At 69.5% G+C, this 25,537-nt stretch carries 27 protein-coding genes; 13 read left to right on the top strand and 14 right to left on the bottom strand.

Translation table 11 applies throughout. The annotated features are described in order from the left end of the window. Nucleotides 1–52: 52 nt before the first annotated feature. The 3 genes from CFP71_RS07950 to CFP71_RS07940 are packed head-to-tail and all read right to left on the bottom strand — an operon-like array spanning nt 53 to nt 2,969. Nucleotides 53–694 (bottom strand): TetR/AcrR family transcriptional regulator, encoded by a 642-nt coding sequence (locus tag CFP71_RS07950; protein ID WP_093933178.1) that lies wholly within the window; start codon nt 692–694, stop codon nt 53–55. Next, nucleotides 685–2,229 carry an AMP-binding protein gene (locus tag CFP71_RS07945; protein ID WP_093933177.1) on the bottom strand — a complete coding sequence of 515 codons (1,545 nt, stop codon included), beginning with the start codon at nt 2,227–2,229 and terminating at the stop codon, nt 685–687. The genes CFP71_RS07950 and CFP71_RS07945 overlap by 10 nt, the downstream gene beginning before the upstream one ends. After that, complete coding sequence (locus tag CFP71_RS07940) at nt 2,226–2,969, bottom strand: enoyl-CoA hydratase/isomerase family protein (protein ID WP_093933176.1); 744 nt, start codon at nt 2,967–2,969, stop codon at nt 2,226–2,228. Before CFP71_RS07940 ends, CFP71_RS07945 begins: the two co-directional genes overlap by 4 nt. Before the next feature lie 47 nt (nt 2,970–3,016). Here CFP71_RS07940 and CFP71_RS07935 point away from each other — a divergent pair, with 47 nt between their 5' ends. From CFP71_RS07935 to CFP71_RS07910, 7 genes are all read left to right on the top strand, one after another. Beyond that, nucleotides 3,017–4,606 carry an amidohydrolase gene (locus CFP71_RS07935; protein WP_093933175.1) on the top strand — a complete coding sequence of 530 codons (1,590 nt, stop codon included), beginning with the start codon at nt 3,017–3,019 and terminating at the stop codon, nt 4,604–4,606. Between the two features lie 5 nt (nt 4,607–4,611). Further along, nucleotides 4,612–5,061, top strand: coding sequence for a GNAT family N-acetyltransferase (locus CFP71_RS07930; RefSeq protein WP_093933174.1), 450 nt, complete (start codon nt 4,612–4,614; stop codon nt 5,059–5,061). A 35-nt stretch (nt 5,062–5,096) separates the two neighbouring features. Continuing rightward, entirely contained in the window at nt 5,097–5,780 is a 684-nt protein-coding gene (locus tag CFP71_RS07925) for a metal-dependent transcriptional regulator (protein WP_020631721.1), read from the top strand. A 190-nt stretch (nt 5,781–5,970) separates the two neighbouring features. Further along, nucleotides 5,971–6,357, top strand: coding sequence for a hypothetical protein (locus CFP71_RS07920; RefSeq protein ID WP_005155949.1), 387 nt, complete (start codon nt 5,971–5,973; stop codon nt 6,355–6,357). Between the two features lie 11 nt (nt 6,358–6,368). Further along, nucleotides 6,369–7,427 (top strand): zinc-dependent alcohol dehydrogenase family protein, encoded by a 1,059-nt coding sequence (locus CFP71_RS07915; protein WP_093933173.1) that lies wholly within the window; start codon nt 6,369–6,371, stop codon nt 7,425–7,427. A gap of 86 nt (nt 7,428–7,513) precedes the next feature. Continuing rightward, nucleotides 7,514–7,651 (top strand): hypothetical protein, encoded by a 138-nt coding sequence (locus tag CFP71_RS44080; RefSeq protein WP_167406037.1) that lies wholly within the window; start codon nt 7,514–7,516, stop codon nt 7,649–7,651. Then, entirely contained in the window at nt 7,639–8,274 is a 636-nt protein-coding gene (locus CFP71_RS07910; protein WP_093933172.1) for an alpha-ketoglutarate-dependent dioxygenase AlkB family protein, read from the top strand. Before CFP71_RS44080 ends, CFP71_RS07910 begins: the two co-directional genes overlap by 13 nt. Nucleotides 8,275–8,541: 267 nt before the next feature. Here CFP71_RS07910 and CFP71_RS07905 read toward each other — a convergent pair whose 3' ends face one another. Genes CFP71_RS07905 through CFP71_RS07885 form a run of 5 tightly spaced genes read right to left on the bottom strand, consistent with a single transcriptional unit; the run spans nt 8,542 to nt 12,827 of the window. Continuing rightward, nucleotides 8,542–9,399, bottom strand: a complete 858-nt coding sequence (locus CFP71_RS07905; RefSeq protein ID WP_093933171.1) for a 5-oxoprolinase subunit C family protein — start codon at nt 9,397–9,399, stop codon at nt 8,542–8,544. Next, nucleotides 9,396–9,968 carry a 5-oxoprolinase subunit B family protein gene (locus tag CFP71_RS07900; protein ID WP_167406038.1) on the bottom strand — a complete coding sequence of 191 codons (573 nt, stop codon included), beginning with the start codon at nt 9,966–9,968 and terminating at the stop codon, nt 9,396–9,398. Before CFP71_RS07900 ends, CFP71_RS07905 begins: the two co-directional genes overlap by 4 nt. 32 nt (nt 9,969–10,000) lie before the next feature. Next, on the bottom strand, nt 10,001–10,759 hold the full coding sequence (locus tag CFP71_RS07895) for a LamB/YcsF family protein (protein ID WP_093933169.1): 759 nt from the start codon (nt 10,757–10,759) through the stop codon (nt 10,001–10,003). Next, complete coding sequence (locus CFP71_RS07890; protein WP_093933168.1) at nt 10,759–11,553, bottom strand: putative hydro-lyase; 795 nt, start codon at nt 11,551–11,553, stop codon at nt 10,759–10,761. The genes CFP71_RS07895 and CFP71_RS07890 overlap by 1 nt, the downstream gene beginning before the upstream one ends. Before the next feature lie 26 nt (nt 11,554–11,579). Next, nucleotides 11,580–12,827, bottom strand: coding sequence for an MFS transporter (locus CFP71_RS07885; RefSeq protein WP_093933167.1), 1,248 nt, complete (start codon nt 12,825–12,827; stop codon nt 11,580–11,582). A gap of 191 nt (nt 12,828–13,018) precedes the next feature. Here CFP71_RS07885 and CFP71_RS07880 point away from each other — a divergent pair, with 191 nt between their 5' ends. Then, entirely contained in the window at nt 13,019–13,690 is a 672-nt protein-coding gene (locus tag CFP71_RS07880; RefSeq protein ID WP_093933190.1) for a GntR family transcriptional regulator, read from the top strand. Nucleotides 13,691–13,732: 42 nt separating this feature from the next. Here CFP71_RS07880 and CFP71_RS07875 read toward each other — a convergent pair whose 3' ends face one another. Both CFP71_RS07875 and CFP71_RS07870 read right to left on the bottom strand, forming a co-directional pair. Next, nucleotides 13,733–14,959 (bottom strand): glycoside hydrolase family 16 protein, encoded by a 1,227-nt coding sequence (locus CFP71_RS07875; protein ID WP_093933166.1) that lies wholly within the window; start codon nt 14,957–14,959, stop codon nt 13,733–13,735. Nucleotides 14,960–15,112: 153 nt separating this feature from the next. Continuing rightward, nucleotides 15,113–16,375: an ROK family transcriptional regulator gene (locus CFP71_RS07870; RefSeq protein WP_208635906.1), complete on the bottom strand. Its 1,263-nt coding sequence runs from the start codon at nt 16,373–16,375 to the stop codon at nt 15,113–15,115. 98 nt (nt 16,376–16,473) lie between these two features. Here CFP71_RS07870 and CFP71_RS07865 point away from each other — a divergent pair, with 98 nt between their 5' ends. Beyond that, nucleotides 16,474–17,868: a GH1 family beta-glucosidase gene (locus tag CFP71_RS07865; protein WP_093933164.1), complete on the top strand. Its 1,395-nt coding sequence runs from the start codon at nt 16,474–16,476 to the stop codon at nt 17,866–17,868. Here the strand turns inward: CFP71_RS07865 and CFP71_RS07860 are convergent. Both CFP71_RS07860 and CFP71_RS07855 read right to left on the bottom strand, forming a co-directional pair. Then, nucleotides 17,843–18,982: an acyl-CoA dehydrogenase family protein gene (locus CFP71_RS07860; protein WP_093933163.1), complete on the bottom strand. Its 1,140-nt coding sequence runs from the start codon at nt 18,980–18,982 to the stop codon at nt 17,843–17,845. The two genes, CFP71_RS07865 and CFP71_RS07860, sit on opposite strands and share 26 nt — an antisense overlap. Then, on the bottom strand, nt 18,979–21,330 hold the full coding sequence (locus CFP71_RS07855) for a bifunctional salicylyl-CoA 5-hydroxylase/oxidoreductase (protein ID WP_093933162.1): 2,352 nt from the start codon (nt 21,328–21,330) through the stop codon (nt 18,979–18,981). Before CFP71_RS07855 ends, CFP71_RS07860 begins: the two co-directional genes overlap by 4 nt. A 47-nt stretch (nt 21,331–21,377) precedes the next feature. On the opposite strand from CFP71_RS07855, the gene CFP71_RS07850 reads away from it, so the two are divergent. Beyond that, a complete protein-coding gene (locus CFP71_RS07850; protein ID WP_167406036.1) occupies nt 21,378–21,776 on the top strand; it encodes a RidA family protein in 399 nt (132 codons plus the stop codon). Here CFP71_RS07850 and CFP71_RS07845 read toward each other — a convergent pair. After that, a complete protein-coding gene (locus CFP71_RS07845) occupies nt 21,773–22,618 on the bottom strand; it encodes a PaaX family transcriptional regulator (protein ID WP_093933160.1) in 846 nt (281 codons plus the stop codon). The two genes, CFP71_RS07850 and CFP71_RS07845, sit on opposite strands and share 4 nt — an antisense overlap. A 73-nt stretch (nt 22,619–22,691) precedes the next feature. Here CFP71_RS07845 and CFP71_RS07840 point away from each other — a divergent pair, with 73 nt between their 5' ends. Genes CFP71_RS07840 through CFP71_RS07830 form a run of 3 tightly spaced genes read left to right on the top strand, consistent with a single transcriptional unit; the run spans nt 22,692 to nt 24,210 of the window. Beyond that, nucleotides 22,692–23,366 carry a cytochrome P450 family protein gene (locus tag CFP71_RS07840; protein WP_093933159.1) on the top strand — a complete coding sequence of 225 codons (675 nt, stop codon included), beginning with the start codon at nt 22,692–22,694 and terminating at the stop codon, nt 23,364–23,366. 37 nt (nt 23,367–23,403) lie between these two features. Continuing rightward, the gene (locus CFP71_RS07835; protein WP_093933158.1) at nt 23,404–23,754 is read left to right on the top strand and encodes a PLDc N-terminal domain-containing protein; all 351 of its coding nucleotides are present in this window, start codon (nt 23,404–23,406) and stop codon (nt 23,752–23,754) included. Nucleotides 23,755–23,793: 39 nt separating this feature from the next. Beyond that, nucleotides 23,794–24,210: a nitroreductase family deazaflavin-dependent oxidoreductase gene (locus CFP71_RS07830; RefSeq protein WP_093933157.1), complete on the top strand. Its 417-nt coding sequence runs from the start codon at nt 23,794–23,796 to the stop codon at nt 24,208–24,210. Nucleotides 24,211–24,283: 73 nt separating this feature from the next. Here the strand turns inward: CFP71_RS07830 and CFP71_RS07825 are convergent, their stop codons facing one another. Further along, nucleotides 24,284–25,471 carry an acyltransferase family protein gene (locus CFP71_RS07825; RefSeq protein ID WP_093933156.1) on the bottom strand — a complete coding sequence of 396 codons (1,188 nt, stop codon included), beginning with the start codon at nt 25,469–25,471 and terminating at the stop codon, nt 24,284–24,286. Nucleotides 25,472–25,537 lie beyond the last annotated feature (66 nt).

Below are 25,537 nucleotides of genomic sequence, written 5' to 3'. Positions count from 1 at the left end.
AGCGTCCCCCAGACAAGCCGTCTGAGCAAGGCGTACGGGGTATGAGTCGCCGTTAAACGGGCACTCGCCACACTCCCGAGACCACTTCACGGCAGTTTTGCAACGCGGTGACGTCGAGATGACGTTCACAGGCGAGCGCGCGCAGCGCCAGTTCCGCGTAATGCGAGGCCAGCTGATCAAGGGTGAGCGGTCCGCTCGGCGAATACCAGCGCGCGACCCCGCTGCACATCTCCACCAGTGCGAGCCTGGTGACCGAAGGCTGATCGGTGTGGAAGACGCCGGCCGCGACACCGTCTTCGATGGCGTCCGCCCACAGCCTTTCGTAGGCGTCACGCAGCCCCACCACTCCGGCCCTGGCGCCGGGGGTGAGGGCGTGGACCTCGTTGTCCACCACGCGGGTGTCGTCCGGCTGGATGGCGTGCGCGAGGACGTGCAGGGCCACCAGGGATCCGAGCCGGGACACGGGATCGGTAAGCCCGGCGGTCGCCAGCTCGGCCGCGTCGAGCAGCCGCCGCAGCGACTCGTTCATGATGGCGACCAGCAGATCCTCTTTGGTGCCCATGTAGTGGTACAGGCTGGCGGACGAAAGCTCCGCCTCCTGTGCCAGGTCCCGGATGCCGGTGCCGTGGAACCCCTTGGCGGCGAACAGTTTCACCGCCGCCTGCCGGACCCGCTCGCGAGTACTCACAGCCATGTCGCGGTGGTCCTGTCCCAAGATCCGGCGCGGAGGTCTTCCGTCTTCTTCAGCTCGCCCTTGGCGACCCGTTCCGACGGTGTCATCGGCAGTTCCTCGGCGAAGGCCCAGAACCGGGGGATCTTGAAGTAGGCCAGTTTCGCCGCGCAGAACTCCGCCAGTTCGGCCGGTTCGCTGTGGTGTCCCTCGTTTTCTTCGAGGACCAGGTACGCCTTGACCTCCTCGCCGCGGATCTCGTCCGGCACCGCGACGACGGCGGCGAGCTTGACCGCCGGATGCAGCTGCAACGCCCGCTCGACCTCGTCGGCGGAGATGTTCTCGCCGCTGCGGCGGATCATGTCCTTGGTGCGGCCCACGTAGTACACGCGGCCCTGGCCGTCCATTGTGGCCAGATCGCCGGTGTGGAACCAGCCGCCGTCGAACGCGCGCGCGGTCGCCTCGACGTCGTCGTGGTAGCCGTGCATCAGGCCGACCCCGCGGATCAGCAGTTCGCCGGTTTCCCCGCGCGGCAGCGGCTTGCCGTCCGCGTCCGCGATCATCACCTCGCGCGTCGGCGCGGGCCTGCCGAGGCAGCCGGTGCCGACGGTTTCCTCGTGATCCGCCGGGTACATCCGGATGTCGCCGCCGGTCTCGGTCATGCCGAAGGCCTCGTACCAGGGCGCGCCCCAGCGCGCTTCGAGCGCGGCGTGCAGGTCACGCGGGATGGCCGACGCGCAGATCGCGCGGACCTGATGTGCCTTGTCCAGTTCGCTTTCCGGCTGGCGCAGCAGAAGTGTGGGCATCAGGCCGAGGCAATAGAACCAGGTGACGCCGTGCTCGCGGATCTTCTCCCAGAACGTGGACGGGTGGAAGCGGTCGAGCACCACCAGCGTCGCGCCACCCGCGAGCCCCAGCGCGACGTTCCACTGTGGATCGATGTAGTGGAACGGTTGCGCGGTCAGGATGACGTCGTCCGTGCCGACGGCGGGGAAGTCCGTGGCCAGGCTGATCGCCAAGGTCGTCCAGTACCGGTTCGGCAGTACGCAGCCCTTGGGGGCGCCAGTGGTGCCGGAGGTGTACTGGATGTTGACCGGGCGTTCGCCTTCGGTCCCGAAAGCCGCGGCGCCGCCGGGATCGGTGAGCTCGGCGGGGGTGAGTACGCGTTCCAGCGAGGTTTCCGGCGCGATCTTGTGCAGCAATTCCAGGAATTCTTCGGCGGCGACGGCGAACCTGGCGCCGGAATGCCGGAGCACGTGGGCGCCGTCGAATTCACGGTATCCGGTGTTGACCGGGACGAGCACTCCGCCGATCTTGGCCAGCGCCAGCCACAGCAACGGGAATTCGGGCTGGTTGCGCAGCATCACCGCGACCCTGTCGCCCGGCTGGACGCCGAGGTCCAGCAGCGCGCGGGCGAATTCGGTGCTGCGCGCGTCGACCTCGGCGAACGTGAAGCTCTCACCGGCGGAGTCGAAGATCCACGCTGTCTTGTCCGGCCAGAGCGTGGCGGCCCTGGTGGTCAGCCCGAGGAGGGTGTCGATCCCGGCGAGCGAGGTCATGTCCGGCTCCGGAAAGCCTCGGCCGACGCGGCGACCTCGGCGGAGTGCTCGGTGATCAGCGCGTGGCTGACCTCCAGTTCGAGCGCGGCGTCGAGCGAGCTGTCGATACCGGAATCGAGGGCGCGTTTGGCCATCGTGGCCGCGGCCGCGGGGTGGGAGGCGATCTTGGCCGCCCAGGCGAGCGCGGTGTCCATCAGGTCGTCGACGGGCAGGGCGGCGTTGACCAGGCCGAGTTCGTACGCCTCGGCGCCGCTCACGCGTTCACCCAGCAGCAGGAGCTCCTTGGCCTTCAGCGGGCCGACCAGCAGCGGCAGCAGCCGCGACGCCGCGCCCGTGACGCTCAGCCCGAGCGAGACCTCGGGGAAGGCGAACACCGCGTCGTCCGCGGCGAGGATCAGGTCGCAGCCCATCGCGAACTCGGCGCCCGCGCCGATCGCGTAGCCGTGGACAGCGGCGATGACGGGCTGGCGGAGGCCGCGAAGGCGACGCGTCACGTCCTGTAACCGGTCGAGTCGCGGGCGTGAATCACCCTCAGGGGTGGGCTCCTTCAGGTCGTGACCCGCGCAGAACGCGCGTCCCCGGCCGGCGAGCACGACGGCCCGCGCGTCTGACTTGGCGGCCGCGTCGAGGGCCTCCAACAGGTCGTCGACCAGTTCGGCGACCACCGCGTTCAGTCGTTCGGGGCGGTTCAGCCAGATCACGCAGATGCCGTCGTCGAGTGCGTAGTCCACGGTGCTCATGACGCCGAGCCTAGACGACCGATCGATCGATCGATAGGGTCGAATCCATGCGGGTCGACACGGTTTACGAGAACGCCCGGTTCCTCATTGGAGCCGGTGAATTCGTAGCACTTGCGGCTTTGAACGGACGAATCGTCGCTTTAGGTCAGGACACGGCGACGCTTTCCGCAAAGCGACGCGTGGACCTCGGCGGCTCGGTGGTGGTGCCCGGCTTCCACGACGCGCACAACCACATGGCCTGGTTCGGCATGGCGCTCGACGATGTCGCGCTGTCGGATTGCCGCAGCGTCGACGAGGTGTACGACGCCGTCGCGCGGCGCGCCGCCGAGACCCCGCCGGGTGAGTGGATCATCGGCAGCGGCTACGACCAGAACAAGCTCGTGGGCGGCCATCCGACGAGACAGGGGCTCGATCGCGCCGCCCCCGGGCACCTGGTGCGGCTCAAGCACACGTCCGGGCACATGACCGTGGTCAACTCCGCCGTCTTGGAGCGGCTGGACCTGGGAAACGTGCCGGTGGGCGGTGACGTCGTCCGCGACGAGGACGGTTCGCCGACCGGCCTGCTGCGGGAGCAGGCCCAGCTCCTGCTGCGGCCGCTGACCTATCCGACGCCGGTCGAGCGGGTCGTCCGCGGGCTGGACAGGGCGAGCGAGCGCTACCTGTCCGAGGGCATCACGAGCGTCCAGGAGGCCGGGATCGGCGGGGGCCTGGTGGGGGAGACTCCCGCCGAGCTGGCCGCGTACCAGGTCGCGCGCGATCGCGGGGTGCTGCGAGTGCGGAGCACGGTGATGGTCGCGGCGAGCGTGCTCCACGACCTCGACGCCGGTGCGGGCTTCGGTCTGGACCTGGGGATGCGCACCGGCTTCGGCGACGAATGGCTGCGGATCGGCGCGATGAAGCTGTTCGCCGACGGTTCGCTGATCGGCCGGACCTGCGCGATGCACGAGCCGTTCGCCGGTGAGCCGGACAACGTCGGCTACTTCCAGGTGCCCGAGGACGAGATCGCGCGGACGATCGCCGCCGCGCACCAGGCCGGCTGGCAGATCGCGACGCACGCCATCGGCGACCGAGCGATCACCGTCGTCCTCGACGCCTACGAAGCCGCGCTGAAGGCCGACCCGCGGCCCGATCACCGGCACCGCATCGAGCACTGCGCGGTGCTGCGGCCCGAGGAGCTGGAGCGGCTGGCGTCGCTGGGGCTGATCGCGTCGCCGCAGGGCCGGTTCGTCAACGAGATCGGCGACGGGATGCGCGCCGCGCTCGGCCCCGAGCGTGAACCGTGGTGCTACCGGCTCAAGAGCCTGCTCGACGCGGGATGCGTGCTCCCCGCCAGCTCGGACCGCCCGGTCGTCGAAGGCGCGCCGCTGCTCGCGCTGGCCGACATGGTGCGGCGGAAGACCGCCTCAGGTGTCCTGCTGGGTCCCGATGAGCGGCTCACGCCGGTCGAAGCCTTGCGCGCGTACACCTACGGCTCCGCGTACGCCGCTTTCGCCGAGAAGGACCTGGGCACGCTGGAGATCGGCAAGCTCGCCGACTTCGCCGTCCTCTCGGCCGACCCGACCGACGAGTCCACTTTGGATTCGATCCACGTCGTCGCCACCGCCGTCGGCGGCGACCTCGTCTACGAACGGAGCTGAGACTGATGCCGGTACGGGACGCCGTCGCGGGCGACATCGAGGAGATCTGCGCGCTCATCGAGGAGCACGCGGTCTACGAGGACAAACACGATCTGAAGCTGGACCGCCGGGAGATGGCCGGATTCCTCTTCGGACCCGATCCGAAGGCGTGGGTGCTGCTCGCCACACCCCCGGACGAGCCGGGCGAGGTCGCGGGCTTCGCCTTCTGCAGCTGGAACTTCTCCACCTGGGAGGCCCGGCCGGGGATCTGGCTCGACGACCTCTTCGTGCGCCCGGAGCACCGGCGCTTCGGCCTCGGCCGGGAGCTGCTCGGCGAGCTGAGCGCGCGGACCCCGGGCCGGGTCGAATGGGACATGCAGGAGGGCAACGAGAAGGGTGAGGCGTTCTACGCCCAGCTCGGCGCCGACCCCGTCCCCGGCTGGATCCGGTACCGCTGGCGACCGCACGCTGGGTGAGCCGCGGCCAAGCGGCAAGCCGTAAACTCGCACCCATGGGTGAAGGGGCGAACCGCAGGTCGTCGTCGGTGGAGGACTACGTCCGGGTGATCTACGGGCTGGTGGAACGCGGCGAGGCCGTCACCAACACGTCGCTGGCCGGACGGCTGGAGGTCAGCCCGTCCTCGGCGTCCGGCATGGTCACCAAGCTGTCGCAGCTGGGGCTGGTCGCGCACGTCCCGTACCGCGGGATCGAACTGACCACCGAAGGCAGGCAGCTCGCCCGTTCGGTGCTCCGCCGTCACCGGCTGATCGAGACGTACCTGGTGTCCGAACTCGGCTACACCTGGGACGAGGTGCACGCCGAAGCCGACGCGCTCGAACACGCGGTGTCGGACAGGCTCGTCGAACGGATCGCGGCGAAACTCGGCAACCCGGTCCGCGACCCGCACGGCGACCCGATCCCCGCCCCCGACGGCAGCGTCGAGGAGATGCCGATGCGCATCCTCGACGACCTCCCGCCCGGCGCGGTCGGCGAGATCGTCCGGGTCTGGGACACCGACCCGGAACTCTTGCGCTACCTGACCGAGCATTCGATCGGCCTCGGCGAGCGGATCGAGGTCGTCGAGCGCCAGCCGTTCGGCGGCCCGATGGTGGTCAAGGTCGGCTCGCCGCCGGACGCGGCGACGCACGCGATCGGCAAGGAGATCGCGCAGGCGCTTTCGGTCGCGCTGCGCTGACCTCGGTGTCCACTGTGGACACTTATCGGGCGGCGTCCGCGGTGGGAATTTTCCCTACGTCTCTGCATAATTCGGATTCCGTGGACGTCACCCACATGCCGTGCGGATAGGTGATCTAAGGCCCTTCCGATCATGTGTCCCCACGCCTAGGCTGCGCTATTCCGGGTGGCTAAGCGAGCGTGCGAAGGCGATGACAATGACCGGTCAGCGGACACACACCATCGACCGGGGGGTGGCGGAAGGACGTGAACTCAGGCGGCTGCTGGAGACCGGGCCGTTCGCGGACGCCCTCAGAGCCGCGATCAGGGCGAGGGGTCTCGGTCTCGACCGGATCCGGTACCGGCTGCGAGGGCGGGGGTGCTCGGTCAGTCTCGCGACGCTGAGCCATTGGCAGTCCGGCCGCTGCCGTCCCGAACGGCCGGAATCCCTGCTGGTGCTCAAGAATCTCGAAGAGATCCTCGGGGTGCCGCCGGAGTCCCTGTCCCGGCTTCTCGGGCCGCCACGCGGACGTGCGGCCCGGTGTACGGTGCCCGGCGAGGGGCTGGTGACGCAGCGGGGCCGGGACACGGGAACGTAGAGGAGCGAGGGTTGCGGGCGGTCGTCTTCGAGGAGTTCGGGGTGCTGCCCGAGGTACGCGAGGTGCCGGATCCGTCGGCGCCGCCGGGCGGGGTGGTGATCGCCGTCGAGGCGACCGGGGTGTGCCGCAGCGACTGGCACTCCTGGCAGGGCCACGACGCGTCGGTGAAGCTGCCGCACGTCGCCGGGCACGAGCTCGCCGGCCGGATCTCGTCGCTCGGCGAGGGCGTCCGCGGCTGGTCGGTGGGCGACAGGGTGACGGTGCCGTTCGTCTGCGCCTGCGGCACCTGTGCCCAGTGCGCGGCCGGTGACCAGCAGATCTGCGACCGCGAGTTCCAGCCGGGCGCGACGCACTGGGGCTCGTTCGCCGAGTACGTCGCGCTCGAAAACGCCGAGGTCAACCTCGTGGCGCTGCCGGACTCGCTGTCCTCGGCCGAGGCGGCGGCGCTGGGCTGCCGGTTCGGGACGGCGTTCCGGGCGGTGCTGCGCCAAGGCGGGGTCCGGCCCGGTCAGTGGGTCGCGGTCTACGGCTGTGGCGGTGTCGGCGTCTCGGCGATCCTGCTGGCCGTCGCGGCCGGTGCTTCTGTCGTCGCCGTCGATCCGTCGCCGCAGGCCAGGGCTCTGGCCTCGCGGATGGGGGCGGTGTCGGCCGTCGATCCGTCCGGGTTCGAAGGCCACGAGGCCGTCGCTCTTCAGGTCCGGGAGCTGACCGGCGGCGGCGCGCACGTGTCCCTCGACTGTCTCGGCTCGCCGAGCACCTGCGCGGCCTCGATCGGCAGCCTCCGGAAGCGCGGACGGCACGTCCAGGCCGGGCTGATGCCGCCCGCGCAGGGCATCGCGCCGATCCCGATGCACCGGGTGATCGGCGGGGAACTGGAGATCGTCGGCATCCACGGACTGCAAGCGCACGAGTACCCCGAGATGCTGCGGGTGGTGGAGACGGCTGGAATCGACCTGGAGGCCATGATCGGCAAGCGGGTCGGCCTCGACGACGTCCCCGCGGTGCTCGCGGCGATGAACGACCCTGTACCGGCGCAAGCCGGGGTGACGGTGGTCGAATTCGCGCGGTAACCGGGTGTACGCGTTGCGGTCAACCCGCCGATCGGCCTAATCCGAAAGGTGGTTTCTCGCGTCGGGTTGTGGAAGGTTTCTTCGCTGTGACAGTCAGGGATGCCCCGTCTCGCCCGCGTCTCGTCCAGCGGGTGCTGCGACGGTTCGCCGTGGCCGGTGTCCTGGTGCGGGGCCACCGGATCATCGGCGCGCGCCCTGGCAAACTCGACCCGTGGACGCGCTGATCCCTCGCCCGCGCGCCGAAGTCGCGCCCGGTGCCGTGCATGTGCCCGACTGGCTCGACCTCGACGAGCAACGCCGTCTGGTCGAAGCCTGCCGCGGTTGGCGTGGCTATCGGCAGACGCGGCTGCCGAACGGCGGTGTCATGTCGGTGCGGACGGTCTGCCTCGGCTGGCACTGGCACCCGTACCGGTACTCGAAGGTGACCGAAGACGGCTCGCCGGTGCTCCCGTTTCCTTCGTGGCTGGGCGATCTCGGTCAGCGGGCCGTTGCTTCCGCCTACGGGCCTTCTTCGGTTTACGCGCCGGACATCGCGCTGGTGAACTTCTACGACTCCGCCGCGAAGATGGGGATGCACCAGGACAAGGACGAGGCCTCGCTGGAGCCCGTCGTCTCGCTGAGCCTGGGGGACGCGTGCGTCTTCCGGTTCGGGAACACGTCGGATCGCGGGCGGCCTTACACGGACGTGGATCTGCGTTCGGGGGATCTGTTCGTGTTCGGCGGACAGTCACGGCTGGCTTTCCACGGGGTGCCGCGGGTGTTGCCGGGGACCGCTGATCCCGGGTTGGGGTTGGCGGGGCGGTTGAACATCACTCTGCGGGTTTCGGGTCTTCCTTCGTCTTCTTGAGGTTCTGCTGCGTTCGCGTTAGCGCCGGGGTTCGGGTGTGCGTGGATGGCCCGATGGGCAGTGTTGCGAAAGTCGCTTTCGCAACGTTGAAGGTTGTGAAAGCGACTTTCACAACACCTCTCGCGAGTTTTGGGGGCCTCCGGCCTCCGATGTCGCGAAAGCCACTTTCGGGACATCAGACGTCTCGAAAGTGGCTTTCGCGACACCTGCCGGCACTGGGGCGGAACAGTATTCCCGCGAGACCGGCCTACGCCGGACGAAGCGTCGTCAAGCGAGCCGGAACCGCACCCGTTGCCCCGGCCGCACCTGAGCGGCCAGATCCAGATCCGCTTCCTCGACCACCGCGATCACCGGATAGCCCCCGGTCACCGGATGGTCGGCGAGGAACAGGATCGGCTGCCCCGAAGGAGGAACCTGCAAAGCACCCGGCACGGCGGCCTCGGGCGGCAACTCGCCGTCCCTCGCCCGCGAAAGCGCCGCACCCGAGAGGCGTACGCCCACCCGATCGACATCGGCGGTGGCGACGTAACCGGAGGAGACCAAAGTGGACAGTGCGCCTGGAACGAACCAAGGAACCCGAGGACCGGGAGTGACCCGCAGAGTCGGCACGTCCGGCAGCGGGGCGCGAGGAGCGAGATCCACGCCGGGATGGGCCAGCACGTCTTGCCCGACCTGCAAGGTCATCCCCGCCGAGAGCGCGGGCGGGCCGAGTTTGCCGAGGGTGTCCGTCGCCCGGGCACCGAGCACGGGAGGGACGTCGATGCCGCCACGCACCGCGACATAGCACCGCAAACCTTGAGCGGCCATGCCGAGGACGAGTTCGTCACCCGGGCTCACCGAGATCGGCGAGTCGGGGCCGGCGGCCCGCGTCCCGACGGTGATGGAGCACGGCGCACCGGTGACGGCGACGGTCGCGGGGGCCGAGAACCGCAGGACGAGGCCGCCCAGCACGCATTCCAGGGCGGCGTGGCCTTCGGGGTTCCCGACCAGTCGGTTCGCCAGCCGCAGCGAACCGCGATCGGCGGCACCGGACCGGCCGATGCCGATCGCGGCCAGACCGGGCCGGCCGAGATCCTGCACGGTGGCGAAGACCCCGGGCCGGACCACTTCGATCTTCGCGGTCATGAAGTGAACCGGATCCGCGTACCCGGCGCCAGCAGGTTCGGCGGTTCCCGTTCGACGTCCCACACCGGCAGCGTGGTCCGCCCGATCAGCTGCCAGCCGCCGGGTGAAGCGTTCGGGTACACCGCCGTGTACTCGCCCGCGATCGCGACCGAACCGGCGGGCACCCGGGTGCGCGGGCTCGTCCGGCGCGGCAGGTGCAGGGCGGGGTCGAGTCCGGTCAGGTAGGCGAAACCCGGGGCGAAGCCGCAGAACGCCGACACGTACGTCCCGTCTTCGTGGCGCCGGACGACGGCTTCGGCCGACATGCCGGTGGCCGCCGCGACGTCGGCCAGGTCCGGGCCGTCGTAGCGCACCGGTACGACGATCTCGGCGGCCTCGCGCGGTGTGACGTCCACTGTGGACCGATCGAGGACGTCGCAGGCGAGCCGGTCGTGGTGGGTCCGGCCCGGGTCGAACCGGATGAGCAGGGTCCGCGCGGCCGGGACCAGCTCGACGACGCCGTCCGGCGGGTCCTGCACCAGGGACGCGTGCAGGCCGAGCACCTCCGACGGGTCGTCGAAGTCGACCATGGCCGCCCGCGCCCCGTAGGGCAGCACCCGCGTCACGCGGCCTCCAGGAAGGATCCGATGTGGACACCGGACGCGCCGAGCCCCGCGCGGATCCGTCGCGCCAGTTCGACCGCGCCGGGTGTGTCGCCGTGGACGCAGAGCGAATGTGGCCGAAGGGCCAGCTCGGTTCCGTCGACGGCGACGACCTTGCCGGTGGCCGCCATCGCGACCGCCCTTTCGGCCACCTCGTCGGCGTCGTGGAGGACGGCGCCCGGCAGTTTCCGGGAGACCAGAAGGCCTTCCGGCGTGTACGCGCGGTCCGCGAAAGCCTCGGCGTACGCGGGCAAACCGGCCTTTTCGGCTTGCCCGGCCATTTCCGACCCCGGCGGGCACAGCAGTGCGAGCCCGGGATGGAACCGCCGGATCGCCTCGACCACCGCGCCCGCCTGCTCCGGATCCACCGCGGCCGTGTTGTACAGCGCCCCGTGCGGTTTGACGTACCGCACCCGTGAGCCCGCCGCGCGGGCGAACGCGTCGAGCGCGCCGATCTGGTAGAGCACGTCGTCGGCGAGGTCGGCGGGGGCGACGTCCATCGCCCGCCGCCCGAAGCCGGCCAGATCGCGGTAGGCGACGTGGGCGCCGATGACGACACCCCGTTCCGCCGCGCGTTCGGTGACCCGCCGCATCACCGACGGGTCACCGGCGTGGAAGCCGCACGCGACGTTCGCGCTGGTGACGATGTCGAGCATGGCGTCGTCGTCGCCCATTTTCCAGGCGCCGAAACCTTCACCGAGGTCACTGTTGAGGTCCATCAGGCCACCCTGAACTCACTGTCGAGTTTGTCGGTCACGAACATGTAGCCCGGCGCGTGCGTGATCGCGAACGGGGGCCGCGAGGCCATCAGCGCCGCCTGCGGGGTCACGCCGCACGCCCAGAACACCGGTATGTCACCGGGTTTCGCGTCGACCGGGTCGCCGAAATCGGGCTTGCCGAGATCGGTGATGCCGAGCGCGGCGGGGTCGCCGATGTGCACGGGAGCGCCGTGCACGGCGGGCATCCCGCGGGTGACGCGCACGGCGTCGTCGATGCGGCATTCGGGGATCTGCCGCATCGAGACCACCATCGGCCCGTGCAGCCGCCCGGCCGGGACGCATTCGCGATTCGTCACGTACATCGCCACGTTGCGGCCCTGGTCGACGTGCCGCAGCGGGATGCCTTCCGCGGCCAGCGCCGCTTCGAAGGTGAAGCTGCACCCGATCGAGAACGCGACCATGTCGCTGCGCCACAACCCGCTCGCGTCCGGGACCTCGCCGGACAGCGCGCCGTTCTGCCAGACGCGGTAGCGCGGCAGGTCGGTGCGCAGGTCCGCGCCGGGCGCCAACGCTGTCGACGGGTCGCCGGGATCGCTGACGTCGAGCACCGGGCAGGGCTGCGGGTTCCGCTGGCAGAACAGCAGGACGTCGTAGGCCCAGGCTTCGGGGACGGCGATCAGGTTGGTCTGGGTGAAGCCGTTCGCCCAGCCGGTGGTCGGGCGGGCCGTGCCCGCGCGGAACAGGGCGCGGGCCTCGGCGGGGGACAACGTCGCCGGTTCGTCGAAAGTGGTCATCGCGGTGCCTCCTCCTCCGATTGTCGTCACAGAAGTTCGCGGCCGCGAGTCTCGGGCAGGCCGAGCAGCGCCAGCACGGCGATGCCGTAACCGACCGCGCCGAACACCATCGCGCCACCCGCGCCGAGGAAACCGACCACGGCGGGGAAGGTCGCGCCGATGGCCCGGCCGAGGTTGTAGGTGAAGCCCTGCCCGGTTCCGCGCAGCGCCGACGGGTACAGCTCGGCGAGGAACGCGCCGAACCCGCTGAAGATCGCGGACATCGAGAACCCGAGCGGGAAGCCGAGGAACAGCACGAGCGTGTTCGCGCCCGCCGGGATCTGCGTGTAGGCGACGATGAGTCCGGCGGACAGCACCGAGAACAACAGGAAGGTTTTCTTGCGGCCCAAGATGTCCGTGAGATAGCCGCCGGTGATGTAGCCGATGAAGGCGCCCGAGATCAGGAACGCGAGGTAGCCGCCGGTCCCGATGACGGTGAGGCCGCGAGTGGTCTTGAGGTAGCTCGGCAGCCAGGTCGCGAGCGTGTAGTAGCCACCCTGGACGCCGGTGGCGAGCAGCGCGGCGAAGAACGTCGTGCGCAGCAGATCCGGCTTGAAGATGCCCGCCAGCGAACCGCGTTCCTTCTTGGTGGCCCGTGCCGCTTGCGCGACGGGCGCGTCCTGGACGTTGCGGCGGACCCACAGCACCAGCAGCGCCGGGATGACGCCGGTCCAGAACATGACGCGCCACGCGATGTCCGGGCTGAACAGGCTGAACACCACCGTGTAGACGACGACCGACAGTGCCCAGCCGACCGCCCACGCGCTCTGCACGAAGGCGACCGTGCGGCCGCGGTACTTCGCCTGCGAGTACTCGGCCACCAGCGCGGCGCCGGCGGCCCACTCGCCACCGAAACCGAGACCCTGCAAGGCGCGGAAGATCAGGAGCGTCTCGAAGTTCGGCGCGAACCCGCAGAGCACGGTGAAGACCGTGTACATCGCGATGGTGATCTGGAGGGTGCGCACGCGGCCGATGCGGTCGGCCAGGACGCCCGCGCCGATGCCGCCGATCGCCGAGACCACCAGCGTCGTCGTGCCGAGCAGGCCCGCTTCACCACCGGAAAGGCCGTAGTAGGCGGTGATCGCGGCCAGACCCAGCGGCAAGGTCTGGTAGTCGAACGAGTCGAGCCCGTACCCGCCGAACGCGCCGACGAAGGCCCGTCGGCCTCGCGAACCGAGCGTGCGGAACCAGGCGAAGGGGCGTGTGTCTTCTTCGGTAGTGGCTGTCGCGTTCATCGGCGCCTCCAGGAAGTGAATCTCAGCGTGGCATGGGTCACATGAGAAGCCAGATACAGCACTGTAGGTATTGTTCAACAATTCCACAAGAGGATCCCTGGCTTGCCCTCTTGTTCGTAGGTAGGATCGGTCACGTGACGATTGCGGAGGGTGGTCCTAGGCCGGTGCGAGGACTCGAAGCGGACCGGGACATGATCAGCCGCACCAGCACCGCCGAGCGGGTCGCGGGTGTCCTCCGCACGCGCATCGCGGAAGGGTTCTTCCTGCCCGGGGTGCGGTTGTCGGAACACGACATCGGCTCGGCGCTCGGCGTCTCCCGCAACACGCTGCGCGAGGCGTTCCGGCTGCTCACGCACGAACGGCTGCTGACCCACGAGCTCAACCGCGGCGTCTTCGTGCGGGTGCTGTCGATCGAGGACGTCATCGACCTCTACAAGGTGCGCAAGGTCGTCGAGTGCTCGGCGGTGCGGGCGGTGACGGAGAAGCCGCCGTCGTTCGCGAAGCTCGCGCGCCTGGTCGAAGACGGCAGGCTCGCGGAGCGGAGTGAGCGCTGGCAGGACCTGGGCACCGCGAACATCCGGTTCCACTCGGCTCTCGCGGAACTCAGCGAAAGCGAGCGGATCGACGAGCTGATGCGCGGCATCCTCGCCGAGCTGCGGCTGGTGTTCCACATGATGGCCGACCCGCGGCGCTTCCACGAGCCGTATCTCAAGCGCAACGCGGAGATCCTCGAGCGCATCGAGGCGGGCGACGGCATGGGCGCCGAAAAGCTGCTGGCGCGGTACCTCGCCGACGCCGAAAACCAGCTCGTCGAGGCCTACGCCGAACGCGCCGAAACGCCTTCAGAGGACGAAACGCGGTAGTCCGGAGTCCGGACCACCGCGTTCAGAGGACGAAACGCGTTCTCAGGGGGTCGTCCACTTCTGGTTCGCGCCACCGCCACAGGTCCAGATCTGGAGCCTGGTCCCGTTCGCCGAGCTGTTGCCGGTGGCGTCGAGACACTTGTTCGCCTGCGGGTTCACGATGTCGCGCGCGCCGCTGATGGCCCACTTCTGCGCGCCGGATCCGTTGCAGCCCCACAGTTGCACGGCCGTGCCGTCCGCCGTCCCGCCGCCCGAGACGTCGAGGCACTTGCCTAGCGCGCGGATCGTGCCGTCGCTCCCGACGGTCCAGTTCTGCGCGGCGTTGCCGTTGCAGTCGGTGATCTGGATCGGGGTGCCGTCGGCGCTGTTCGCGGCGGCGACGTCGACGCATTTGCCGCCGATACCGGTGATCCGCCCGGTGTTCCCCGCCGTGTTGCTCGAGTTGACGTGTACGTAGTCGACGACGAGGCGCTGCGGGAACACCGTGCTGGAGTTCGGGTCGCCCGGCCAGTAGCCGCCGACGGCGAGGTTCAGGATCAGGTAGAAGGGGTGGTCGAAGACCCAGCGGTTCCCGTTGAGATCGGCGGGAGTCCGCGTCTGGTAAAGATTCCCGTCCACATACCACTTGATCTGGTTCGGCGCCCAGTCGACGGCGTAGGTGTGGAAGTCGTCGGAGAAGTTCGGGCCGTTGTAGCCCGCGCCGATACCGCCCGCGCCGGAGTAGCCGGGGCCGTGGATGGTGCCGTGCACCGTGTTCGGCTCGAAGCCGACGTTCTCCATGATGTCGATCTCGCCGCTGTTGGGCCAGCCGACGTTGCCGATGTCGGCGCCGAGCATCCAGAACGCGGGCCACATCCCTTGTCCGCGCGGCAGTTTCATCCGCGCTTCGAACCGGCCGTAGGTCTGGGTGAACTGGCCCTGCGTGGACAGCCGGGCCGAGGTGTACTCGCAGCGCCCGTACCAGCAGTTGTAGTTGCCCGGGTTCTCCTTCTTCGCGGTGATGACGAGGTTGCCCTGGCCGTCGAGCGCCGCGTTGTTCGTCCCGGACGTGTACCACTGCCGCTCGTGGTTGTTCACGTTGTCACCGGTCTCGAAGTGCCACTTCGAGGTGTCGATCCCGGCGCCGGCGGGACCGTTGAAGTCGTCGGTGAACGTCGCGGCCATGACCGCGGCCTCGGAGGCCGGGGCCTGCGCCGTGGCCGGAAGTGAGCCGAGGAGGACGCCGGCGGCGAGGAGCGCCGCCCAGCGAAAACGTGAAGAGATGGACATCGTTGTCGCCTCTCTGACCGTTGGGGACCCCGCGCGGGGTGGCGCGCGAGAGAACGGAAAGCGCTGGCAGAACCACTTTGTTGTGCCTGACAACAAAGTATGCATGGTCTCTACCACTGCGACAAGACGTATTTTTCGACTTCGAATTAAGGCTCAGGCGGCCGACCCGCGTTTCGATCCGGCCGTTCGCGGATCCGCGCCCTGGTCCAGCAGGGCGGCGACCGGGAGGGTGGCGGCTCCTATGGCGACGGCGTCCGGCCCGAGCTGCCCGAGCTCGATCTCGGTCTGGTCGAACACGTGCGCGAGCGCGTGCTCGCCCGCCACGCGCCGGATCTCCGGCAGGTACTTCTCGCCGAGCGCGAGCCCGGCCCAGCCGCCCAGCACGATCCGCTCCGGGTCGAACAGGTTGATCAGGTTGCCGATCCCGGCGCCGAGGTAGCCCGCCGTCTCTTCCAGCACCTTGGCCGCGGCCTTCGACTTGCCCGCCGACTCCAGCAGGTCGGCGAACTGTGTCTGTTCGTCCTCGTCCGAGGCGGTCTTTCCCCCGCGCGCCTTGCGATAGCGGGCGAGGACGCCCTCAGCGCCGACGTAGGACTCCAGGCAGCCGCGCGATCCGCAGCGGCATTCCTGCCCGCCGTAGACGATCGTGGTGTGGCCCCATTCGCCCGCGCTGCTGGTGGAGCCCCGGTAGGTGGTGCCGTTGGTGACCACGGCCGCGCCGACCCCGGACCCGATCAGGACGATCACCGCGTGCCGCGCGCCGCGACCGGCGCCGAACCACATTTCCCCCTGGCCCTGGGTTTTCGCGCCGTTGTCGACGAACAACGGCAGCTCGACCCCTTGCGCGCGCAGGAGATCGGTCAGCGGGACCTCTTTCCAGCCGATAGTGGGCGCGTGCACGCGCGGCGCCTCGCCCTTTTCGCCGGAGCCCTGCTGGACGGTGCCGGGAACGCCGACGCCGACGCCGAGCACGGTCGCTTCGTCGATCCCGGATTCCGTGATCACTTCCCGGATCCCGGACGCCACCTGGGTGACGGCGGCGGCCGCGTCCGGACGTGGGGAGGCGAGCGGGTGTTCGACGGTGGCGAGCCGGTTCATGGCGAGGTCGAACAGTTCGACCTTCACCCCGGTCTCGCCGATGTCGACGCCCGCGACGTGGCCGTACGCCGGATCGACGCGGAGCAGGACGCGCGGCCTGCCGCCGTCGGACTCGACCAGCCCGGCTTCGGTGATGAGGCGTTCTTCGCCGAGTTCGGCGGTCACGTTGCTGACCGTCGCGGCGCTCAAGCCGGTCAGACCGCTCAATTCGTGGCGGCTGAGCGGGCCGTCGAAGTAGAGTTTCGACAGCAGGAGGGAACGGTTGTGCCGCCGCAGGTCACGGACGGTGGTGCGCTTGGCAGGCATGCGGATACCCATCTTATGGCGGCGGACCTTTCCAGGATGCCCCACGACCTTAGCCTCCGCCATGTATTAACTGGTGAAATAAGGCGGGCGAGCCGGGAAGGAGGGGTGTCATGACGGGGGAGGACGAGCTCATCGGCACCCTGCCGCCGGACTTCCGCTGGGGTGTCGGCAGCTCGGCGCACCAGATCGAAGGCGCGGTCGCCGAAGACGGAAGAACACCGTCCATTTGGGACACCTACGCCCGATCGCCGTGGTCGATCGACAACGGTGACACCGCCGAGGTCGCCTGCGACCACTACCACCGGATGCCCGCCGACGTCGCGCTGGTGAAGGAACTCGGCGTCGACACCTACCGGTTCTCCGTGTCCTGGTCCCGGGTGCAGCCGCGCGGTCGCGGCGGTGTCAATCCCGCCGGGATCGCCTTCTACGACAGGCTGGTCGACGAGCTGCTCAACAACGGCATCGATCCGTGGCTGACGCTGTACCACTGGGATCTGCCGCAGCACCTCGAAGACGCCGGTGGCTGGCCCGCGCGCGACACGGCCGTCCGTTTCGCCGATTACGCGATGCTCGTGTTCGAGCGGTTGAGTGACCGTGTCCGCCACTGGACCACGCTGAGCGAGCCGTGGTGCACGGCCATGCACGGCTACGTCCACGGGGTGATGGCGCCCGGCCGCCGGGACCCGAAGGCGGGGATGGCGGCGGCGCATCACCTGCTGCTCGGCCACGGCCTCGCCGTGCGGCGGATGCGGGAACTCGCGCCGCCCGGGACGAAATTCGGCATCACGCTCAACCTGAGCACCGCCGACCCGGCGACCCCCAGCGAGGCCGATCGCGAGGCCGCCCGGTTCGAAGACGGGCTCGGGACGCGGTTCTACCTCGACGCGCTCGTACACGGCCGATACCCGGAGGACGTCCTCGAAACCCTCGCGCGGCAGGGCATCCGCCTGCCGTCCGAGCCGTGGGACCCGTCGATCATCGCCGCGCCGCTCGACTTCCTCGGCGTCGACTACTACTTCGGGACGCGGTACTCCGGGGTGGAGGAGAACGGGGACGCGGTGGAGCACTTCGGGATGCCGGCGTTCCGCAAGGTCCCGTTCGGGGCGCCGTCGACGGTGCTGGGGTGGGAGATCCTGCCGCACAAGCTCACCGAACTGCTGGTCCGGGTCAGCCGGGACTATCCCGGTCTGCCGCTTTACGTCACCGAAAACGGCGCCGCGTTCGCCGACGTCCCCGACGAGACCGGCTTCGTCCGCGACGACGACCGCGCCGCGTATCTCTCCGCGCACATCGCCGCCACCGCCGCCGCGCGCCGGGCGGGAGCCGACGTCCGCGGCTACTTCGCCTGGTCCTTTTTGGACAGTTTCGAATGGGCCTACGGTTACGCCAAACGGCTCGGCCTGGTGCGGGTCGACCGTGAGACGCAGGCGCGCACGATCAAGCAGAGCGGGCTGGCCTACCGCGACATCGTCGAACGGGTCAAGAAGTCAGCGAACGGGCGATGATCGTCCGCTGCACTTCGGACGCGCCTTCGTAGATCCGCGGCGCCCGGACCTCGCGGTAGAGGTGTTCGAGCAGATGCCCGCGCCGCAACGCCCGCGCGCCGTGGATCTGCACGGCCGAGTCGACGACGTACTGGGCCGTCTCGGTGGCGAACAGTTTCGCCATCGCGGCACGGCCGGCGAGGTTCCGCTCGCCCGCGTCGTAGGCGGCGGCCGCGGCGTAGACGAGCAGGCGCGAGGCCTCGGTGCGGGTCGCCATTTCGGCGAGGGTGTGTGCCACGGTCTGCTGCCGCAGCAAGGGTCCGCCGAAGGCGATCCGGGACTGCGAGTGGTCGACCGCGGCGTCGAGCGCGGCCTGCGCCATCCCGACGGCGAACGCGCCGACGCTCGGCCGGAACAGGTCCAGCGTCCGCATGGCGACGCCGAAGCCGCGTTCCTGCTCGCCGAGCAGTTCTTCCCGCTCGACCCGGACGCCGTCGAACACGAGGGTGCCGATCGGATGCGGGCTGACCAGGTCCAGGTGCTCGCCGGAGAGCCCGGCACGGTCGGCGGGGACGACGAACGCGGAGACGCCGCGCGAGCCCGCTTCCGGGGTGGTGCGGGCGAAAACGCTGTAGAAGTCGGCCTCGGGGGCGTTGGAGATCCACATCTTCTCGCCGGTGAGGCGCCAGCCGTCGCCGTCGGGCTCGGCGGACAGTTCCAGCGCCGCCGCGTCCGAGCCCGCGTTCGGTTCGGTGAGCGCGAAAGCGGCGACGGCGTCGCCCGCGGCCACGGCGGGGACCCACTTCGAGACCTGGGAATCCTGCCCGGATTGCAGGACCGGATACGTGCCAAGCCCCTGCAGCGCCAACGCCGTCTCGGCTTCGGTGCTCTGGCTCGCGAGCGCTTCCCGCAGGATGCAGAGATCCGTCGCGGCGGCCTCCCGGCTCGGGCTGCCGCCGTCGACGCCGGGGAACAGCCGGGCGAGCAGGCCGAGCGCGCCCATTTCCTTGAGCAGCGGCCGGTTCACCGCGCCCTCGGTGCCGGATTCGGCCAGTGGCCGGAGCTTTTCGGCGCCCAGCCGCCGGACCTGGGTGGCGAAGGCCTGCTGTTCCGGGCTCAGTGCGAAGGCGGTCATCGGTCGCTCCCAGGTCGCCAGCGGGCGTGCGCGGTGCCGGGTTCCCCCGAACGCAGCAGTTCCAGCCGTGGTTTCGGCCCGTCGGTGCGGCCGCCCTGCGGCTTCCGGCTGCCCGCCGCGTACTGCTTCGGCCACGGCATCGGATAGCCCTGTTCGGCCGCCGCGTGCAGTGTCCACTGTGGATCGTAAAGGTGGGTCCGGCCGAGCGCGCACAGATCCGCGCGGCCGGCCAGGATCAGCGAGTTGACGTCGTCGTAGGAGGAGATCGCTCCGACGGCGATCACCGCGATCCCGTACTCGCGCCCGATCTCGTTGCGGATCCGGTCGGCGTACGGCGTCTGGTAGCTACGGCCGTACTCGGGTTTCTCCTCGCTGACGACCTGGCCGGTCGAGACGTCGATGCCGTCCGCGCCGTGCTCGGCGAACGCGCGGGCGATCTCGACGGCATCGTCGACGTCGATCCCGCCTTCGTACCAGTCGGTCGCGGAGACGCGGACCGTCATCGGCCGGTCCGCGGGCCACGCGGCACGGACGGCGTCGAAGACTTCGAGCGGGAAACGCAGCCGGTTCTCCGGCGAACCGCCGTAGGAGTCGGTGCGCCGGTTGGTCAGCGGGGACAGGAACGACGACAGCAGATAGCCGTGCGCGCAGTGGAGCTCGAGGAGGTCGAACCCGGCACGCGCGGCGGCGCGGGCGGATTCCGCGAACTGCTCGCGGATCTCGGCCAGTTCGGGGACCGTGAGCTCGCGCGGGGTCTGATTCGCCGCGCCGTACGGGATCGCGGACGGGCCGCAGATCTCCCAGTTGCCCGCTGGCAGCGGCTGGTCGATGCCGTCCCACATGAGTTTCGTCGAGCCCTTGCGCCCGGAATGGCCGAGCTGGACACCGATCCGCGCGGGGGTGTGGCCGTGGACGAAGTCGGTGACCCTGGCCCAGGCCTGTTCCTGTGCCGGGGTGTACATGCCGCCGCAGCCAGGGGTGATCCGGCCGGTCTCGGAGACGCAGACCATCTCCGTCATCACCAGCCCGGCGCCGCCGAGCGCCTTGCTTCCCAGGTGCACCAGGTGGAAATCGGTCGGGACGCCGTCCTCGGCGGAGTACATGTCCATCGGCGAGACGACGACCCGGTTCGGCAGCTCCAGGTTCCCGATCCGGAACGGCTGGAACATCGGCGGCCGGACCTCGCCGTCCACAGTGGACGCCAGCCAGCCGTCCAGTTCCGCGGTGAATTCGGGATCGCGCAGCCGGAGGTTGTCGTAGGTGACGCGGCGGCTGCGGGTGAGGATGTTGAACGCGAACTGCGCCGGGTCCTGATGGGTGTACTGGCCCATGTTCTCGAACCATTCCAGGCTCGCCTGGGCGGCGCGCTGGGTCGAGGTGACGACGGGGCGGCGCTCTGCTTCGTAGGCCTCCAGCGCACTGTCCATATCGGACTGTTCGTGCAGGCAGGCGGCGAGCGCGAGCGCGTCCTCCATGGCGAGTTTCGTGCCGGAGCCGATGGAGAAGTGCGCGGTGTGCGCGGCGTCGCCGAGCAGGACGACGTTCTCGTGCCGCCAGCTCGCGCAGCGCACGGTGGCGAACGCGGTCCACTTCGAGTTGTTGGCGAACACCTGGTGGCCGCCGAGGACGTCCGCGCACAGCTCGCGGATGACCTCGATGGACTTCTCGTCGCTCTCGCCAGGCGCGAGCGAGGTGGCGGCGATCTCGCCGAACGCGCGCTGCCAGACGTCCTCGTGCAGTTCGAGGATGAACGTGCTCGCCGTGTCGCTGTACGGGTAGCCGTGGATCTGCATGATCCCGTGCGGTGTTTCGAGGACGTGGAACTTGAAGGCGTCGAACACCAGGTCCGTGCCGAGCCAGATGTACTTGCAGCGGCGGGTCTGCGTGCTGGGCCGGAAGCTCTCGGCGAGAGCGGCGCGGGTCGGCGAGTTGACGCCGTCCGCCGCGACCACCAGGTCGTACCCGGCGCTCGCCTCGGCCACGCTCGGCGCCTCGGTGCGGAATCGCACGTCCACGCCGAGTTCCGCGCAGCGTTCCTGGAGGAGGCCGAGCAGCCGTTTCCGGCTCATCGCGGCGAACCCGTGCCCGCCGGAGGTGTGCACCGTGTCGCGGAAGTGGACGTCGATGTCGTCCCAGCGCGCGAACTCGCGCCGCATGGCCGCGTGGATCACCGGATCGGCGTGTTCGATCCCGCCGAGGGTCTCGTCGGAGAACACCACCCCGAACCCGAAGGTGTCGTCGGGCGCGTTGCGCTCCCAGACGGTGATCTCGTGATCGGGATGGAGCTGTTTCGCCAGCGTGGCGAAGTAGAGCCCCGCCGGGCCGCCGCCTAACACCGCGATACGCACTCGCTCAGGGTATGTCGCGGTATGTACGACCGTCAACGATGCGGGATATGCTGACCCGTATGGAGCGCATCAACCCGCCAGGACTCGGCCGCCCGTCCGGCTTCTCGCACGCCGTCGCGGCGAGTGGACGGTTCGTCTTCCTCGCCGGTCAGACGGCGTTGAACGAGGAAAACCGCATCGTCGGCGATGGCGTGGTCGAGCAGTTCGAACGCGCGCTGTCCAATCTGCTCACCGCGTTGCGCGCGGCGGGCGGGGAGCCTGCCGATCTGTGCAGCGTGACCATCTACATCGTCGACATGGACGACTACAAGGCGCACGGGCGCGAGATCGGCGCGGTATGGAAGCGGCTGGCGGGGAGCGAGTACCCCGCGATGGCGGGCATCGGCGTCAGCCGGCTCTGGGACGTCGAAGCCCTCGTGGAGGTGCAGGGCTTCGCGGTCGTTTAGAGGGTGCGCGAGACGTGCGCGGCCGCGGCCTCGCCCAGCCGCGAGTGCAGCGTGAAGAACAGGTCCGCGGCCCGGATCCCGGCCCAGCCGGACGGCAGCAGCTCGGCGGGCAGGCCCGGGTCGAGGTAGGGCAGGCGCCGCCAGTCGGTCAGCACCCGGACGTAGTCGGCGAACGCCTCGGCCTCGTCCGTGGTCTTGCGCCGCTGCCAGCGCCGGAGCGCGGCCGCGTGCTCGTCGAGGAAAGCGGTGTACAGCGTTTCCAGCTGGTCGAGGTCCCACCAGTCGCGGATCTTCGCCCGCACGTCGCCGAACGCGAGGTGCTCGGCGTGGAAGAGATCGGCGTAGCCCTCCAGTTCGAGCCGCCGGAGCATGTCGGAGGTCGCGTCGCGCAGATGCGCCGGCGCGATCCAGACGCCGGACGACGCGGTCCCGAAGCCCAGCCGGGCGAGCTGGGTGCGAAGAACGTGCCTTTTGTGCCGTTCGGCTTCCGGGACGGAGAACACCGCGAGCAGCCAGCCGTCGCCGGGGGTGGCGCGTTCCCGGCGGAAGATCCGCTCGTCGCCCTCGCGCAGGATCGCCAGCGCCGTTTCGGAAAGCTCGTATCCGGCCGCCCCGTTCCGGCGTACCGCGGAAAGGATGCCGCGCCGCTTCAGCCGGGAGATGGACGAGCGGACGGCGGGTTCCTCGATGGCCACGCCCGCCAGCAGGTCGATCAGGGAACGGACCGAGAGCCAGCCGCCCTCACCGCGTGAATAGAGGCCGTACACGGTCACGATCAACTGGCGCGGTTGCGCCGTCCGCCCCGCGCCGTCGACTTCGGTTGCCTCCGACACGACCGTCACCCGGTCACCATAACAACGACGGCGGGCCGACGTTTCGGTCGTGACCGAAGCGTTCCGCACTTAGCGTCACGGTATGGAGAATCCGCTCGCCGAAGCCCCCGTCCCGCCGGTGCCCCAGGACGTCGAACCGGGTGGTGTCCGGTGGCTGAGGGCGAACGTCGCCCGGTTCAGCCGCCCGGAGGACCACGCGCGCCGGCGGGCGCTCGTGGTCGCCGAACTCACGCCGATGACCGCCTTGCGGGAAAAGGCTTTCGAGCTCACCCGGGAATTGCGGGACGGGCCGGTGGAACGGATCCTGTGGACGGTCCCGGTCGCCGTCCTGGCCGCGGAACTCGGATTACCGGACGTTTCCCGCGACATCGCGACGGTTTCCGCCGCCTATCACCCGCACACCGAAACCGGGCCCGACGCCGAAAAGGCCATGCGGCGCTTGATCGAGGGCTGCGGTGGTGACGTCGACGAGCGGACGGCCGCGCGGATCGGGCTCCTGGTGCAGGCCTGCGACGCGACGGCGAAGCTGGTCGGCAAGGCACTGGAGGCCCATCGGCCCGGCGAAGACGCCGCCGGTCTGCTCGACCGGGTCCTGCGTGAGGACCCGCCCGTCCGCGTCACCCGGCGGTGGATCAACGGCGCCGTGGTCGAGGTGGACCTGACGGAACGCCCGTTCGGCGCAGGACCGAAGCGATGCCCGGGACAGGCGCACGCGATGGACGTGGCCAAGGGAATTCTCGACGTCCTCCTGTGCTAAGAATTACCCCGGCAATCCGGAACTGGGGAGATTTTCGATGCTGTATTTCAATGGTCTTTTCGGCGTTCTCACCCTCGGCCTGTGGATCTTCTGCATCGTCGACGTGATCACCACCGACGAGGGCTCATGCCGCAACATGCCCAAGACGATGTGGCTGCTGCTGGTGTTGATCGTGCCGCTGGTCGGCTCGATCGTCTGGCTCGTCGCCGGCCGTCCGCAGCACGCCGCCCGGGCCCCGCGCGGCCGCTACGAGCGCGAGTCGCCGTCGTTCCCGGAGTACGACCGGCCCGGTCGCTTCGCCGCGACGAGCGCTGAAGACGACGAGGAATTTCTGCGCAAGTGCCGGGAGCGCGCCGAGGCGCAGCGCCGCAAAGCCCGTGAGGTCTGAGTAGCCTCGGCGGCAGGGAGATCGACACTGGAGGAACAGATGTCCGAAATGCTCGACTGGAACAAGAACATCATCAAGGAGTTCCGCGAGAACGAGGGGAAGGTGGGCGGCCCGTTCGAGGGCGGTTCCCTGCTGCTCCTCACCACCACGGGGGCGAAGAGCGGCGAACCGCGCACCTCGCCGCTCGCGTACACGGAGGACGACGGCAAGTACGTCATCGCCGCGTCGTACGCCGGGGCGGACAAGAACCCGGCCTGGTACCACAACATCGTGGCGAACCCGAAGGTCACCATCGAGGTCGGCACGGAGAAGTTCGAAGCGACCGCGACGGTCGTCCTCGAAGACCGCGCCGAGCGTGACCGTCTCTACGCGAAGATGATCAGCACGATGCCGGGCTTCGCCGACTACGAGAAGAAGACCGATCGGGTGATCCCGGTCGTCACGATCTCGCGCTGATCGCCGCAATTAGTCCTCTGAATGCGGTACTTGCGTGGGCAACTACCGCATTCAGAGGACGAAACGCGAGGGATCAGCGCGCGCCGCTGGGAGCCTCGACGGAGTTCGGCGCCTCGAGTTCGGCTTCGGCCGCACGCAGCGCCTTGCGTTCCTGGCGGCGCGCGATCAGCTTCTTGCCGGTGAGGATCATCGGCTGCTCCACCCAGCGGTGGATCAGGTCCGCGATCCCGAGCCCGACGGCGAACACGGTCAGCGCGCTGATCATCCGGTTCTCGCCCAGCGGCGGGACGGCCTCGACGACGACGAAGTGCACCGGGCCTTGCAGCAGGTAGAGCGAGTAGGAGCGCTCACCGACGAACCGCATCGCCTTGGTCGCCAGCAGCCATCGCAGCGGACCCGGCGAGACCAGCACGACCAGTAGCAGCGCCGAGAGCACGCCGTAGGCGATCAGCAGGCCCAGGTTGGTGCCCGGCCGCCGCCACAGGCTCTCCATGTTGACGTGCAGCAGGGCGAACGCGCCGAACACCGGGATGGCGGCGAGCGGGTGGGTCAGCGGTTTGAGCACCGCGTAGGACCGGCGGTAGTGCATCGCGACCGCCAGCACACAGCCGATCAGCAGGATCGCGTAGTGCACCGTCGAGCGGTAGATCGGCACGTGCGGCCCGTCGAGCACCCAGCCGCCGGTGACCCCGACCAGCCCGGCCATCAGCGCGAACGCGGCGAACGCCAGTGCGAGCTTGCGCCAGGCCGCGGCCAGGCCCACGGCACCGGCGATCACCAGGAGGAACGGCCAGACCAGGTAGAACTTCTCCTCGATGCCCAGCGTCCACGAGCCGGTGAAGAAGTTGTCCTGGCCGCTCGTGTCGGACTCGCTGCCGGGCAGGAACTCGTTGAAGAAGGTCAGGTAGTACTTCAGCGCGTGCGGGAAGTCGCGGGCGAGGAATTCGCCGCGCAGCAGCACGAACACGACGATGCCGCCGAGGATCACCAGATACGGCGGCAGGATCCGGAACGCCCGGCGCAGGTAGAACGCCGAAAGCGAGATCCGGCCGGTCCGGTCCTGCTCACGAAGCAGCAGCGTCGTGATCAGGAAACCGGACAGCACGAAGAAGATGTAGACCCCGACCCAGCCGGAAAGCCAGCTCCACTTCGGACCCGCGAAGTGGAAGAGGATCACGATGGTGGCCGCGATCGCGCGCAGCCCGTCGAGCGCGGGGAACCGACGCATGGCGAGGAACTCGTCATGGTCCAAAGTGCGCACAAATGCTCCCAACGGCGGTGTCGGCCCGGAAGTATAGGCATGCCGTTCGCTACGTCTTCGCGCGGA

Origin of the sequence: Amycolatopsis thailandensis, from assembly GCF_002234405.1 — a bacterium.
Taxonomy (GTDB): Bacteria; Actinomycetota; Actinomycetes; order Mycobacteriales; family Pseudonocardiaceae; genus Amycolatopsis; species Amycolatopsis thailandensis.
Note: the sequence above shows the minus strand (reverse complement) of the source record. Positions and strands in the feature narration are given on the sequence as shown.